This is a genomic window from Peribacillus sp. FSL E2-0159, from assembly GCF_038643155.1.
In the GTDB taxonomy this organism is placed as follows: Bacteria; Bacillota; Bacilli; order Bacillales; family DSM-1321; genus Peribacillus; species Peribacillus simplex.
Genome location: NZ_CP152053.1, coordinates 3,361,563 through 3,375,875 on the forward strand (window position 1 = coordinate 3,361,563; position 14,313 = coordinate 3,375,875).

General features: G+C 35.8%; 11 protein-coding genes and 1 pseudogene. 2 read left to right on the top strand and 10 right to left on the bottom strand.

Features of this window, described 5'->3' with window-relative positions:
• Positions 1-58: 58 nt before the first annotated feature.
• The 3 genes from NYE63_RS16295 to NYE63_RS16305 all read right to left on the bottom strand — a co-directional run bounded on the left by NYE63_RS16295 (position 59) and on the right by NYE63_RS16305 (position 3,874).
• Positions 59-1,516 (bottom strand): aldehyde dehydrogenase family protein, encoded by a 1,458-nt coding sequence (locus NYE63_RS16295; protein ID WP_342601898.1) that lies wholly within the window; start codon positions 1,514-1,516, stop codon positions 59-61.
• Positions 1,517-1,578: 62 nt separating this feature from the next.
• Positions 1,579-2,619 carry a homoserine dehydrogenase gene (locus tag NYE63_RS16300; RefSeq protein ID WP_342601899.1) on the bottom strand — a complete coding sequence of 347 codons (1,041 nt, stop codon included), beginning with the start codon at positions 2,617-2,619 and terminating at the stop codon, positions 1,579-1,581.
• A gap of 43 nt (positions 2,620-2,662) precedes the next feature.
• The gene (locus NYE63_RS16305) at positions 2,663-3,874 is read right to left on the bottom strand and encodes a cystathionine gamma-synthase family protein (protein WP_342601900.1); all 1,212 of its coding nucleotides are present in this window, start codon (positions 3,872-3,874) and stop codon (positions 2,663-2,665) included.
• 472 nt (positions 3,875-4,346) lie between these two features.
• On the opposite strand from NYE63_RS16305, the gene NYE63_RS16310 reads away from it, so the two are divergent.
• Together NYE63_RS16310 and NYE63_RS16315 are read left to right on the top strand one after the other, a co-directional pair.
• Positions 4,347-5,036, top strand: a complete 690-nt coding sequence (locus NYE63_RS16310; protein WP_342601901.1) for a GntR family transcriptional regulator — start codon at positions 4,347-4,349, stop codon at positions 5,034-5,036.
• 228 nt (positions 5,037-5,264) lie between these two features.
• A protein-coding gene (locus tag NYE63_RS16315) for an IS3 family transposase (RefSeq protein ID WP_342601902.1) occupies positions 5,265-6,625 on the top strand; the annotation gives its coding sequence in 2 pieces (ribosomal slippage) (positions 5,265-5,721 and positions 5,721-6,625; 1,362 coding nt in all).
• 338 nt (positions 6,626-6,963) lie between these two features.
• Here NYE63_RS16315 and NYE63_RS16320 read toward each other — a convergent pair.
• From NYE63_RS16320 to NYE63_RS16350, 7 genes and pseudogenes are all read right to left on the bottom strand, one after another.
• Positions 6,964-7,189, bottom strand: a pseudogene (locus NYE63_RS16320) (hypothetical protein); the annotation flags it as partial.
• Between the two features lie 39 nt (positions 7,190-7,228).
• Positions 7,229-8,239 (bottom strand): carbohydrate kinase, encoded by a 1,011-nt coding sequence (locus tag NYE63_RS16325; protein ID WP_342601903.1) that lies wholly within the window; start codon positions 8,237-8,239, stop codon positions 7,229-7,231.
• Between the two features lie 53 nt (positions 8,240-8,292).
• A complete protein-coding gene (locus NYE63_RS16330) occupies positions 8,293-9,756 on the bottom strand; it encodes a sucrose-6-phosphate hydrolase (RefSeq protein ID WP_342605793.1) in 1,464 nt (487 codons plus the stop codon).
• A gap of 21 nt (positions 9,757-9,777) precedes the next feature.
• Positions 9,778-11,019: an MFS transporter gene (locus NYE63_RS16335; protein ID WP_342601904.1), complete on the bottom strand. Its 1,242-nt coding sequence runs from the start codon at positions 11,017-11,019 to the stop codon at positions 9,778-9,780.
• A gap of 120 nt (positions 11,020-11,139) precedes the next feature.
• Entirely contained in the window at positions 11,140-11,988 is an 849-nt protein-coding gene (locus NYE63_RS16340) for a carbohydrate ABC transporter permease (protein ID WP_342605794.1), read from the bottom strand.
• The gene (locus NYE63_RS16345; RefSeq protein ID WP_289322260.1) at positions 11,988-12,932 is read right to left on the bottom strand and encodes a sugar ABC transporter permease; all 945 of its coding nucleotides are present in this window, start codon (positions 12,930-12,932) and stop codon (positions 11,988-11,990) included. Before NYE63_RS16345 ends, NYE63_RS16340 begins: the two co-directional genes overlap by 1 nt.
• An 11-nt stretch (positions 12,933-12,943) precedes the next feature.
• Complete coding sequence (locus NYE63_RS16350; protein WP_342601905.1) at positions 12,944-14,242, bottom strand: sugar ABC transporter substrate-binding protein; 1,299 nt, start codon at positions 14,240-14,242, stop codon at positions 12,944-12,946.
• Between the last annotated feature and the right edge of the window lie 71 nt (positions 14,243-14,313).

Genomic DNA, 14,313 nt, shown 5'->3' on the forward strand with positions numbered 1-14,313 from the left:
CAGAAAAATCAGAATATTTAACTTACAGACTGACCTGCACAGGTCAGCCCTTATGTTATCATATTGTTTTATTATTAACTTTAAAACAAACAACCTTTGGTTCAGTCATTTCTTGAAGTGCAAACTTAATTCCTTCACGACCTAAACCAGAACTTTTTACACCTCCGAAAGGCATCGCATCAATGCGATAATCTGAGCTATCATTTACCATAACTCCACCTACATCAAGTTTACGTATGGCTCTCAATGCCTTATCTAAATCACGAGTGAATATACCTGCTTGCAATCCGAAATCTACACTATTAGATTTTGAAATAGCTGTATCAAGATCAGGAACATTATAAATGGTAACAACTGGGCCAAAAACCTCTTCAGTTGCCAATTTACAATCTTCTGGTACATTAACTAAAACAGTAGGTTGATAAAAAGTTCCTTCACGTTTTCCACCACAAAGCAACTTTGCACCTTTCTCAACAGCTTCATTTACCCAACTTTCAACACGTTTTGCTTCTTTTTCGGAGATCATTGGTCCCATATCTGTTTCTTCTAATAATTTATCGCCTACTCGATATTGTTGAGTACGATCAATAAATTTACCAATAAAGTCATGATAAATACCTTCTTGAACATATATTCTCTGTACCCCTAAGCAATTTTGTCCTGCTGCCCAAAAGGCTCCAGAAACAGTTGATTTCACAGCTTCTTCTAAATCAGCATCTTTCAATACAATAACTGGTGAGTTTGATCCAAGCTCCATACATATCTTTTTCAAGCCTGCTTTTTGAATAATTGCTTTGCCAGTGGCAAGTCCTCCTGTAAAAGAAATCATTCGTATAGCTGAATGAGTAATTAGACTATCTCCCATGTCACTAGGATAACCGGTAATGACGGATAAAACTTTCGGTGGCAAACCGGCTTTTTCAAAAGCTTCTGCCAATAAGAGAGCACTTAATGGTGTTACAGTTGCTGGTTTTACAATAATAGCGTTCCCAGCAGCAATAGCAGGACCCACTTTATGTGCAACAAGATTTAAGGGATCGTTAAAAGGTGTTATAGCTACAATAATTCCAATAGGAAAACGATAATAGTAACCTATGCGATCTTCGCTTCCTGGCATTTGATCAAACGAAATGGTTTCTCCATTAATTCTCCTTGCTTCTTCAGCACTTATACGAAGTGTTTCAATACAACGTAGTACTTCTTTTCTTGCTTCTTTAATTGTTTTACTTCCCTCACGAGCAATAGTAGTTGCATATCTTTCCTTATTTTCAAAGATCCAGTCCGCGGCACGATGAAGAATAGCAATTCTTTCATGTGTTGACATATCTGCTGCTATTTTTACTCCTTTTTTTGCTTCTTCAATAGTATAAATGACGTCTCTTTCATTAGCAGCAGGAACCGTTGTGATTAAACTATGATCCTGTGGATCCAAGACTTCAATGCTTTTATCACGAGATACCCATTCCCCAGCAAGAAACATCTTATTTTTATTTATTAAATTGTCAGTAAACATCATACAAAATCACCTCATGATAAGTAATTTTTAACTAATAGCTTTAAGAATGAAACGAATTATAATTATAATTGATCACGGTTAATGTTGATTAAATCAATAAGAATCGAGAATCCTGTTTCTTTACGTCCAGCTCCCGCTCCAATTAAGGTAATTGGGCCAGCTAAATCACAATCATAAGTAATAGCATTTTGTGCACCTAAAACTCCAGCTAGAGGATCTGTAAGAGGGATAGCTTCAGGTCCTACCTTTGCAATGACTTTATCACCATCCTTTATACATTTAGCAATTAACTTCCATCTCTTACCTTCTGATTTTGCCCACTCAATGTCCTTGTCTGTAAGATGACTAATCCCTTCACATTCTACTTCTTCTCGTTTCATTGGAATACCCATTACAATGTTAGCAAGAATGGTAGCTTTATATTGAGCATCATATCCCTCAACGTCGCTAATAGGATCTGCCTCTGCATAACCAAGAGCTTGTGCCTCTGACAATGCATCTTGATAACTCAATCCTTCTTCCATTTTAGTTAGGATATAATTAGTTGTTCCATTCAAAATCCCTCGTATTTCAAAAATGCTATTCCCTGCCAATGAACTCAGTGGCATTCTTAATGCTGGGGTTCCACTCATAACTGTTCCTTCAAAGCCCCAACGAACATCATTTTTTTTTGCTAATTCAGCTAACTCTTGATAAGCCAGAGAAACCGGACCTTTATTACTCATTACTACGTTCTTTTTGCTTTCAAATGCTGCTTTACAATGATCAATGGCAGGTTGTCCTGTTTTTACATCAGTAAAGGTAATTTCAACAACAGTGTCTGCATTACTCTCACGTATTGTTTGAAAACTATCCCACCCTCTTTCCAAGCTAGGAGTCTCAGGGTAACTATCTAATTTTCCTGTTTCCTTTACAGCTTGTAACGCTAAAGAAAGATCCAACCCCTTGGGATCATAAATGGAACCTTTCATAACATCAGAAATAGCAACGATTTTTGCATCAAAGTTAAACCCACTACGTAGTGACTCACTTTTATCTTGTAAAATTTCAGCTAACCCTTGACCAACTACACCAAATCCAAGTAATGCTATCTTATGTGTCATATTTCAATACCTCTTCCATTAGTAATATTTTATGCTTTCAACTTCAGCTAACAGGGTAATTGGATTCTAAGTAAGAAAAAGCTTGCTCTAAATCTGCTATAAGATCTTCTGTATCTTCGATACCTACAGAGATACGAACTAAACCTTCTGGTATACCAAGGGCTTTACGCTCTTCAATAGTACATTCAACATGGCTAGTCGTTCTTGCAGGCCCATATATAGTTTCAACGGCTCCAAGGTTTCCAGCTTTGTTTGCATATTTTAATTTTGATAATAAAATTTTGATTGCCTTCATTTCATCTTTTAATACAAAACTTAATATCCCACCGAACCCTCTCATTTGTTTCTTTGCGATATCATGATGTGAATGCGCTTCCAATCCCGGGTAATAAACTGCGTCAACAAGCTTATTCTTTTGAAGATACTTTGCAATTTCCATTGCACTTTTTTCTTGTTGCCGTACACGAAGCTTTAACGTTTTCATCCCTCTTAAAATAAGGTAGGCTGACCATGGGTCCATAGTTGCTCCATTAATTTCACGATAATGATAGACTTTTTTCATTAAGTTTTCAGAGCCACATACTATGCCACCTAATGCATCTGCATGTCCACTTAAGAATTTAGTTGCACTATGGATTACAATATCAACTCCTAATTGAATAGGATTTTGATTAATTGGAGTAGCAAACGTATTATCTATGATAACTAATGCACCCACTGATTTTCCGACTCTTGCTATCCTCTCAATATCAGTAACTTTCATAGTAGGGTTAGTAGGAGACTCTAAATATAGCACTTTACACCCTTTTACCACTTCAGCTTCAATTTCCTTATGGTTTCCGGTATTACATAATGTCACATCCACATCAAGATTGGGCAAGAATTCAGTAAAAATTTTATTGGTTCCTCCATAAGTATCTTTAACTGATACAACCCTATCTCCTGGTCTTAGAAATGTATATAATGTACTACTAATAGCAGCCATTCCTGATGAAAAACCTACAGCTTTCTCTGCCCCCTCGAGTATCCTTACTTTTTCTTCCAGAGCTTGAACAGTTGGATTTGCCATTCGATTATAGGTATAACCAGGTTTATTTCCAAGGGCAACCTCTTGCCATTCGTCTACGTCATCGTAATTGTAGGCTACACTAAGAACTACAGGAACTTGGGTTGCATTATAAGCAAGAGATTCTTTTTCTCCTGCCCATACCGCTTTTGTTCCATCTTGCACATCTTTAAAGTTATTCTCACTCATATTTTTCTCACCTCTCTAATTTTATTTTGTATATAATATATTGTATATTTTATACTCCAAAAAAATCCCCCTTCTACATTACAGTTTTTACCTAATGTTTACTTTGGTTTATTTCTTAACATTAAAGTATCTAATACAAATAGTTTAAAAAACTTAAAACAAATGCAAAAAATATACTTTATATTGTATATTGTATATAGTACAGAATAATCAGAAAATATTTTACATATCGAATTATACAATTAACTTATCTATTTTTCAATGCTTTATTATTTTATTCTTAATAATTCTTTAAACGGCCTTATTTCTAAGGCTATATGCTATATCAACTTGAATAACTAAAAACAACATTTCATATATAAAAATGGAAGTAGGAGTCGGTTTATATCTTGAATATAATAATAAATAATAGAGATATTGAAGTCTTTAAAAGATGGTGCTAATATAAAAGACAAGAATTTCTATTTATATATTGTATACTATATATAATTTATTTTTTGGCTTAGGAGGAAACACTATCAAAAATAGATATCAATCATTAAAAGATCTCGTATATGATTATATAACTGAAAGAATTCAGAACGGAACTTTACTTCCTAAGCATAAGATAAATGAATCGGTATTATGCGAAAAATTAGGAGTAAGTAGAACTCCTGTAAGGGAAGCTTTGATACAACTAGCTTCAGACAATTTGCTCGAGTATCTTCCTAGAAAAGGATTTATTGTAAAAGAAATTGATACCAAAAAAAAGCTAGATGTTTTTCGAATTGTTAGTGTATTGGATTCTTTAGCAGCCTCATTATCTTTAGAGCATATTACAGAAAGTGATATTGAAACTATGGAAGATTTGGTTAAGAAAATTGAATATTCAATTTCAACAAAAAACTACTTAGATTATCAAAAATACCAAAATCAATTCCATAAAGTATATATTGATAAATGCAATAATCCTACATTAATCGATCTTCTTGATTCTTTACAAAATAGTTTTGTTAGACAAATTTATTTAAGTAATAATGAAGAAAAGCTTTTTACCGTATTAGAGCAAATGAATGAAGATCATAAAGAAATTATCAATTATTTTATAAAAAGAGATAAAGAGAATTTAGAGCAAATTATTAAGAATAAACATTGGGAAATAACTCATTTAGATATGATTTAATTCAGTTAACATTAGCAACTTATAGGAAATAAAATACGAAAAAGCCCTTTTTTCTTCTATTAAGGGCTTTTTCTTGTCGTACTTTTACGAACAGTAGCAACATTGCTATACCACCCATTTCAGAAACTTTACACGCTAAGAGAATTCCAACCTGAAAAGTCGATCTCCTCTACGTGAACTGCACCCCAATTGTTAGACACAACTAACAATTGGAGGTGCAGTTTTTTTATGGCGAGATTTTCTTCAGAAGAAAAAATACAGGCAGTAAGACAATATATAGATGGTAATGAGGGAGGACAAACCATTGCTAAATCTATTGGTGTTCATCCGAGTTTACTCCATCAGTGGATTAAACAATTTGAACTTTTTGGTGATGATGCTTTTGAAAAACGCTATACACCCTACCCTGCACAGTTTAAACTAGATGTACTCAATTATATGAACGAACAAGGGACGTCTATCAGGAAAACAGCAGCGATTTTTAATATTCCATCTTATGAAACGCTTCGAAAATGGAAAGTTGCTTATGAAACAGAAGGATTTGATGCCCTACAATCAAAGAAAAAGGGGCGTCCATCCATGAAAAATAAAAATAATAAGACATCAAATTCTCAATTACCCGATGAAGGATCAATAGAGGCTTTACAGGCGGAGAATGAACGTTTACGTATGGAGAATGCCTATTTAAAAAAGTTGAATGCCTTAGTTCAAAACAAGGAAAAATCACCAAACAAGACAAAGCACAAGTAGTCTATGAATTAAGGAATGCATTCTCGGTGAAAGCACTTATACAGCTCGCAGACATTCCGCGTAGCACGTATTACTATTGGGTGAAAAACTTCGGTCGTCCTGATCTAGATGCAGAACTGAAAGTATTGATTAAATCTGTTTTCGATGAACATGAAGGTCGTTTTGGTTACCGTCGTATTCGTGATGAACTTAGAAATCGAGGACACAAAGTAAACCACAAAAAGGTGCAACGTATCATGAAAGAACTAGGGCTAAAATGTCTTGTCCGTATGAAAAAATATCGCTCTTACAAAGGATCTGTGGGCAAGATTGCACTAAATATTTTAAATCGCAATTTCAAAGCTGAACAACCAAATGAGAAATGGGTTACGGATATTACAGAGTTTAAATTATTTGGAGAAAAGCTATATTTATCGCCGATATTGGACTTATTTAATGGAGAAATCATTACGTATACAATCGGTTCAAGACCAACCTACTCACTCATTTCAACGATGTTAGATCAAGCTTTTGAACGTTTAACAGACGACGATACTCTCCTTATTCATTCAGATCAAGGCTGGCATTATCAAATGAAACAATTCCGTGATGCCCTTAGGGAACGTGGCATTACGCAAAGTATGTCTCGCAAAGGGAATTGTTACGATAACGCTGTTATGGAAAATTTCTTTGGTATCATGAAATCGGAACTTCTTTATCTAAAAGAATTTGAAAGTGTGGAACACTTTAAACAAGAACTAGCAAAATATATAGAATACTATAATCACAAACGAATCAAGGCAAAATTAAAAGGCATGAGCCCGGTACAATACCGAACGCATGCCCAACAGGCTGCCTAACGATATAACCTGTCTAACTTTAGGGGGTCAGTTCAACGTTAAGGAATCGACTTTTTTACTTCTTCTTATAGAACTAAGACTTAACAATATGGATTCCCCTTTCATTAATAAACCATTACAAATTCCCAATAAGTTATCTACAAAAAAATTCTTCAAAGGAATCATGTTACCTTCTTTAAGTGGGTTGCACCGATAGTTGCATGAAGAAAAAGCTGCCTTTAAGACAGCTTCGATCTTCAGTTAACGCTCTCGTTAGTTCACAAGGAACCAATCTTGTTAGATTCACTATTACAGTTTTATTTTATCTTTTCTTGAACTTCACTCCCGTATTTCTCTCCTACTAAACAGCTAATTGAATCAATCTCATATTCCTCACGGATAGTTGCTTCTTTAGTTCCACTTCCATTTTCCAAAGCTTGCAGAAAATTTCGGTCATCATACCGAGGGACGAATAAAACCTCTCCTGAGAAAAAAGCAACTTCCTCGCACCACGTCTCCAATTATCATAATTCCTACACCTGAACCTTTTTGACCGGAATACCTATATATAAGAGATTAATTGTCCTTAAAAATAATGAACACAGTAAGGTAGTTTAAAACTTGTTACAGAATTACATTCTCCCCCCTCTTTTTTGTTGTCCGTTGAGTAGAAATAAAATTTAATACATGTCGTTTTCCAGGTGCTGCCTGAATAGCTCCTTTTACGGAAGCAGTGAGTGCTCCACTTGCATTTGCAAAAGTAAGTAATCGTTGATGATTTTCACTCACTCTTTCACATAGATTTTCATTAGATATTTCTAGTGACACTAGTTCGGATAAGAAACCTCCCATAAATGCATCACCTGCCCCTGTTGTATCCGAAACAGTTACTTTAAATCCTTTGTCTTCATATTCCTCTCCATTTTTCAAATAAATATTTGCGCCATCGCTTCCTTTTGTATATACGACTACTTTCACGCTACCGACAAAAAGGGAGTTTATCGCTTCTTTTTCCTTATTAATATTTGTTATAAAATATAATTCTTCATCGGATACTTTCACAATATCAGCTAGAGGCAAGAATTTTAGTATGGTACGCCGACAGCTTTCTTCATCAGGCCATAAAGGCAGCCGGACATTAGGGTCAAAACTTACAATTCCACCTATTTTTTTAAATCTGTCTATCACTTTTATATGAGTTTGTTTCATTGGACTTTCAACTAAATCCACTGAGCAAAAGTGAAGAAGATCTCCTTGATTAAACCACTCTGACTTCACCTCATCTGGTGAAAGTAATAAATCAGCTGTATTCTTTCGATAAAAATTAAAACTTCTTTCTCCGAAATTATCTACAGATACAAATGCTAATCCAGTTTCTCCTTCATCGCTTCGAATAATATAGGAAGTGTCTACATCATTTCCTTGAAGCACGTCCATTAAATAATCACCAAAATTATCATTAGCTATCTTGGTTAGCATGATGGAATTCCCACCATATTTTGCAATTGCAATCGCAACGTTCATAGGAGCTCCACCGGCAACACGTTTAAAACCAGTAACCTCTTTTAAAGATTTTTCTTTTTGAATAGGAATAAAATCAATTAATGTCTCGCCAATACAAAAAACCTTTTTCAATGTATTCACCCCTAAACAAGGAACAAGTGTCTAGACACTTGTTCCTTGTTATTTTATTTCCAGATGTCTTGTAGGTTCCAATAGGTTATTTCCTTGACTTGTACATCACCCTTCTCAGTAAATAACTCAATTCCTAGTCTATCTTCATTCGGATAGATACGACTTGTCATGGTCGTTTGTCCATCATTCACAAAGACTTCAATGGAAGATCGATCAATAAATACACGTAGGGAAAGCTCTTTATTTTTCTCAAGTATTGTGTTTCTAACACCATTTTCCACTTTTCCTGACTTGGAACAATCAAGTGTTAGTTGGTGTTTATCTAAGTGATACGTTAATACTGTTTCTTCTTGGTTAACTCCACGAATCTTTAGACCTACAGATTGAGCACTACAATTAGTTAAGTCAAACACTGCTTTCACTTCAAGTAAATCCTCTTTTGTTTCTATCAAATAGCTTTCAGAAATGGATTGATTTGTACACTCAATGTGTTCAGAATCTCGTAATAAGATTAATTCCTCAACAGGATTCATTAAAATCTTGTTATGATCCCCTAGCGTTATTTCGCGTGGTAATGTTAAGGCACCACACCATCCATCTGCTTTTGTTGGCATGTTTGACTCCCACATATCCATCCAACCAATCGCAATTCGACGACCTTTATCATCTAATAATGTTTGAACTGCATAAAAGTCATGTCCATTATCCAGTTCAGTAAATGATCCATGAACAAACTCGTTTGTTTCGTAATTATAATCTCCAACCAAATAACCTGTTTGGAATAGATTATTATATAAATCTCCATTTGATTTAATACCTTGAGGAGAGATCATTAGAATATATTTTCCATCTAATTCAAAGAAGTCCGGGCATTCCCACATATATCCAAGGGAGCCATCACTTTGTGCAAGAACGCCAATGTATTCCCAATTCAGTAGATCAGAAGAACGGTATAAAATAACTCTTCCGACATTCTCCTTTGTCGAATTTCCTAAAACCATGTACCAGGCATCATTGTGTTTCCACACCTTTGGATCACGGAAGTGATGTGCACTATCTACTGGTGGTTTAGCAATAACCGGATTTTCTCCAACTTTCTCAAATGATATGCCATCCGTACTGACCGCAATATTTTGATTTTGATAGAAGAGATCTTTTTCCTTGTCTGTATAGTGATGTCCTGTATAGATTAGGGTTAGTTCACCATTATTATCAACGGCACTTCCTGAGAAACATCCATCTGTATCACAAGCATCCCCAGGAGCTAAAGCAACAGGCAAATGCTCCCAATGAACGAGATCTTTACTTTTTACATGGCCCCAATGCATAGGTCCCCAATTTGCATCATATGGATGGAATTGATAAAATGCATGATATTCCCCTTTATACTGCGCGAAACCGTTCGGGTCATTCATCCAGTTAGCTGGAGCCATGATATGGTAACCTAATCGATAACGATTATTTATTTTTTTCTTGGCATTCTTAAGTGCCTCTTCAGCTTGCTTAATTCTATTAATTGTTAACATCTTAACATCCTCCTATATTATCTTTCGTAACCTTTCCACATTGCCATTTAAGCCTTTTCTTTTTTTAGAACCTTTTAAAGTAAAGATTGAAATAATGGTAAAACAAAAAACCATGATTCCCATGATGAGATAGGTATTACGAAATCCTACACTGTCATAAAATCCACCTGCAAGTGGTGAAAGAATAGATGCACCTACCTGAGATGCAAACTGGAAACCAACTAGATAAAGCACAGAAGATAGACGGGTATCGAAATTCGCTGCTAAATATTTAAAAATAGCAATTAGCATAATAGGCAATTCTAGAGCATGAATTAATTTCATCGAAGAAATTCCGATTGGCCCAACAACAATTCCAGAACCGATGATTCGGAAGGCCATTAAAAATCCTGCTAGAATTAAACTATTCTTAACACCAAACTTATTTACGATAAACGGAGCAAGAAACATCATTCCGGCCTCTAAAAATACTTGGAACGAGTTTAGATATCCGAATACTTGATTGCCTAACGATTCAGTCGGAAATAATGAGGCGTAATAAAGAGGGAATTGCTGATCATAAACACTGTAGACGCATGTCACCCCAATAATGTACATCATGAAAAACCAGAAATCTTTTAATAAAAAAAGTTGTCCAACGTCTTTTAATTTAATAGAATCGGCTCTATTCATCTCTTGATCCGTCATTTCTATTTTCACAGACATAATAATGGCCACTAATATGATTGCTGAAACAGATGCAACCCAGAAATTGATATTTGGATTAATATTAAACAGCTGTCCTGCAAAAAATGTAGCTGCCGCCCACCCTAGAGATCCCCACATTCTCGATTTTCCATATTCGAAATCATATTTACGGCTAATCTTCTCAATATATGATTCAATCGCTCCAATACCAGCTAGAAAAGCAACTGCTAAATAGATTCCTCCAACAATCGCGCCCCAAAAGACATTGTATTTTAATAATGGTCCATAAATGAAAATATAAAATGGTCCTACAAATACGAGTAGCAAACTAATGAAAGATAATATTTTTTTCTTTAAACCTATTTTGTCAGATAAATAACCATATAGTGGCTGCATACATAAGGCGAAGATAGCGTTTACAGAAAAGATTATACCTGTAGCTGACCCACTTAAATTTATTTCTTGTCCTAACCAAATGGAAAATAAAGAGTAACTTGAAGACCAAGTAAAAAAGAAAAAGAAAAAATAAGCACTTAACTTCCAATACAGATTTTTTGAAACTTCCAATTTAATTGCTCCTTTTACTAGACATGTGAAAAGAAATGAATAACTAGTTATCGATATGAAAAAGAAGAATCAGCAATGTGAATTTAAGTCCATACATGGTTGTTAATGGTGACACACTCTCTATTTAATGCCTGTACCTGAACCACCAATCCCCTCTAAAATATAACGTTGAGCCACAATATAGATAATAATCAATGGAACGGTGGATATCGTCAGAACAGCCATGACTTGGTTAGTATAAACCGGATCTGTACTATTAATTGCTGTAATCGCTACTTGGATCGGAAATTTCGACTTGTCTGTCAAGACCATCAGAGGCCAGATGTAGTCATTCCAACTTCCGATAAAAGCCAATGTCCCAACAGTGGCTACGGCTGGTTTAGACATCGGTAGCATGATCCGCCAGAATACTTGCCATGTATTTGCCCCATCCAATTTAGCCGATTCAATAATCTCTTTTGGAATAGCCATAAAAAAGTTCCGGAACAAATAGATATTGAATGCCCCTGCCAACGCTGGCAAAATAACCGCAAGACGTGTATCCACTAATCCAATGCTATGAATAATGGTAAATTGAGAGATTAAGATGGTTTCAAATGGCACGATCAAAATAGCCAATAAAAGACCAAACAGCACTTTTTTCCCACTAAAATTAAGTTTAGCAAATGCATAGCCCGCCATCCCATTGATAATTATAGAACCAACTGCTACACACAAACCATAAAACAAACTGTTGCCGATATAACTCAGTAAATGAAATCGTAACAGAACTTGCTTGTAGGATACAAACCAGTCTGATGGATGAAATGATGGCAGGAAAGCCTTAATGTTGCTCATATCGTTATAAATTTCCGCTTCTGGTTTCATCGAGGATGCGACCATCCAAAACAGCGGAAAAATAAATAGCACTGCGAGCAAAACCAGGCAAATGTATTCTAAAATTGTTAGAGGCCCGAATTTCCGTCTCATCAATCTTCATCCTCCTTCACCAGTTTACGCTGCGTAATCGTAACCAATCCGATAATCGTCCCAAACAAGAGAGCAATTGAACTGGCATAACCAACCATACGGTCCGTAAAACCAGTTTGATAAATATAATAGACAACCGTCATGGTGGAATTCACTGGTCCGCCTTGCGTCATAACCATTGGTTGAACCAACAGCTTGAATGCGCCAATTAATGTGGTAATAAATATAAAAATTGAAGTTGGTTTCAACAAAGGTAACGTAATGTATATAAAACGTTGCCATTTATTTATTCCGTCTAACTGTGCCGCCTCATAAACATCACCGGGGATATTCTGCAGTCCTGCTAGAAAAATCAGCATCTGAAAGCCAGCTCCTTGCCAAGCTGAAACCACAACAATTGTAAATATCGCCTGCTTAGGACTTGTCAAAAACGGTTGCGCTGAAATGCCGAAGTATGTGAGTACGTTATTAATAATCCCTTCATTTGGATTCAACAAATACAACCATAGAACAGAGATAACGACAAGTGACATGACAACTGGACTAAAGTAAGCTACTTTAAAAAACGTGTTTGCTTTACGTTGTTTATTTAACAGGAGGGCCAGCCCAAGAGCTGCCCCTATCTGTAACGGAATCACCCAAACGACAAATTCCAGTGTGTTCACCAAGCTTTTCAGAAAAATTGGGTCTTGGAATAGATTGATGAAATTGTCCAATCCGACAAATTTACGCATATCTGGTGTCAATAAATAGTAATCCGTAAACGAATAATAGACTGACATAATAGACGGAATAACAAGGAACATCGATAAAAGTAACAACGCCGGTCCCAAAAACGTATATGCAACTACATTTTCTTTCCACCGAATTTTATTCTTGGTTCTTTCCTCTGGTCTCAGAAATGTATAGACATTCCTATTTTCTTTCCATCCAATTTTACTCATAGCTCCTCCTTCTAATTGGCCTTATCGATAGCTGATTGCATTTCTTTCGCATGTGTATCCAATACTTTTTGGATATCTTTATTTTGATCATAGAAGCTGATGTCATCGATTGTTTGTTGGAAAGCACGCGTTACTTGCGGATAAGCCGGTGTAACGGGACGTGCGTGTCCTGTTTCTTTCAATTGTTTCAAGAAGACATTCATTTGATCTGAGAACTCTTTTGCCATCACTTTTTCAGAAGAGTATCGGACTGGCAGTGCTGCAATCGTACGGCTCAGTTCCACATTCGAATCTTTGTTTGTCATCCAGTCAACTAATTTTGCAGCCCATTCTTTATTTTCGGACGTTTGTGTCATCGCAAATTGCCAACTACCTGAAGGAGAAACTAGTTTCTTTGTCTTTGGTGATACAGGATATGGCATAACGCCATAATCTACCTTTTGGTAGTTTGTTTTCATATCAGTTACTGTCCATACTCCACTAAACTTCATTGGATATTTTTCCGTTTCAAACGCTTGTTTGACTGGTGTTCGTGTCGTATAACCTTCTTTCAACATTGTTTGAATAAAAGTCAACGCTTCAACAGTAGGTTTTTTATTGAAGACACCTTCTGCCTTCTTTCCATCTTTCGAGATGATATCCCCATCAGCTGACCAGACAAACGGAGTTAGCGCATACGTCAACATTTCGTCTTTTGACTGTAATTGCATATCAATAGCTGGTTTGTCGTATTTATCTTTCAACGTTTTACAAAGAGCAAGGAATTGGTCCCACGTCCATGGATTATCAACTGTTGGCAGCGTATTCAAATCGACGCCCGCCTCTTGTAACATTCTTTTATTGTAGTAAATCCCAACAGATGATTCACTAACACCAATTGCATACAACTTGTCTTTATACGTTCCTTGTTGCTTAATACTTGACAGCAAATCCTCTTGATCTTTTACATACTCATCCAATGGTGCAATGACACCAGATTTCGCGTAAGCAGCTGTATTTGGACCGTCCAAAGTAATAACATCCGGCAACGTGCTGGTTGTAAGGGCCGCGTTTACTTTGTCTTCATAACCACCGCCATTTCCGCTACGTGGAATAAATTCAATTTTAGCTTTGATATTGTCAGGAGCATACTTCTTATTGAAGGCTTCTACCCGTTTTTTATACACTTTTCCTTCTTCATTTTCATCAGATATGTGTACCCACATCGTAATCGTCTTTTTACCATCACTATTTACGCTTTCGCTTTTGCTGCATCCCACCGCAGCAAACATCAGTAATAAAGATATACTTACTAGCAGCCATTTCTTCATACCTCTCACTTCCCCCTCATATGTCTTTCGTCTAAAAAAACTTATAAAAGCGCTTTCAATAGTAGTTTATG

Coding starts and splice junctions, on each gene's coding strand:
- NYE63_RS16350 (WP_342601905.1), bottom strand. CDS start 14,242: ATGAAGAAATGGCTGCTAGTAAGTATATCTTTATTACTGATGTTTGCT.
- NYE63_RS16295 (WP_342601898.1), bottom strand. CDS start 1,516: ATGATGTTTACTGACAATTTAATAAATAAAAATAAGATGTTTCTTGCT.
- NYE63_RS16345 (WP_289322260.1), bottom strand. CDS start 12,932: ATGAGTAAAATTGGATGGAAAGAAAATAGGAATGTCTATACATTTCTG.
- NYE63_RS16300 (WP_342601899.1), bottom strand. CDS start 2,619: ATGACACATAAGATAGCATTACTTGGATTTGGTGTAGTTGGTCAAGGG.
- NYE63_RS16305 (WP_342601900.1), bottom strand. CDS start 3,874: ATGAGTGAGAATAACTTTAAAGATGTGCAAGATGGAACAAAAGCGGTA.
- NYE63_RS16340 (WP_342605794.1), bottom strand. CDS start 11,988: ATGAGACGGAAATTCGGGCCTCTAACAATTTTAGAATACATTTGCCTG.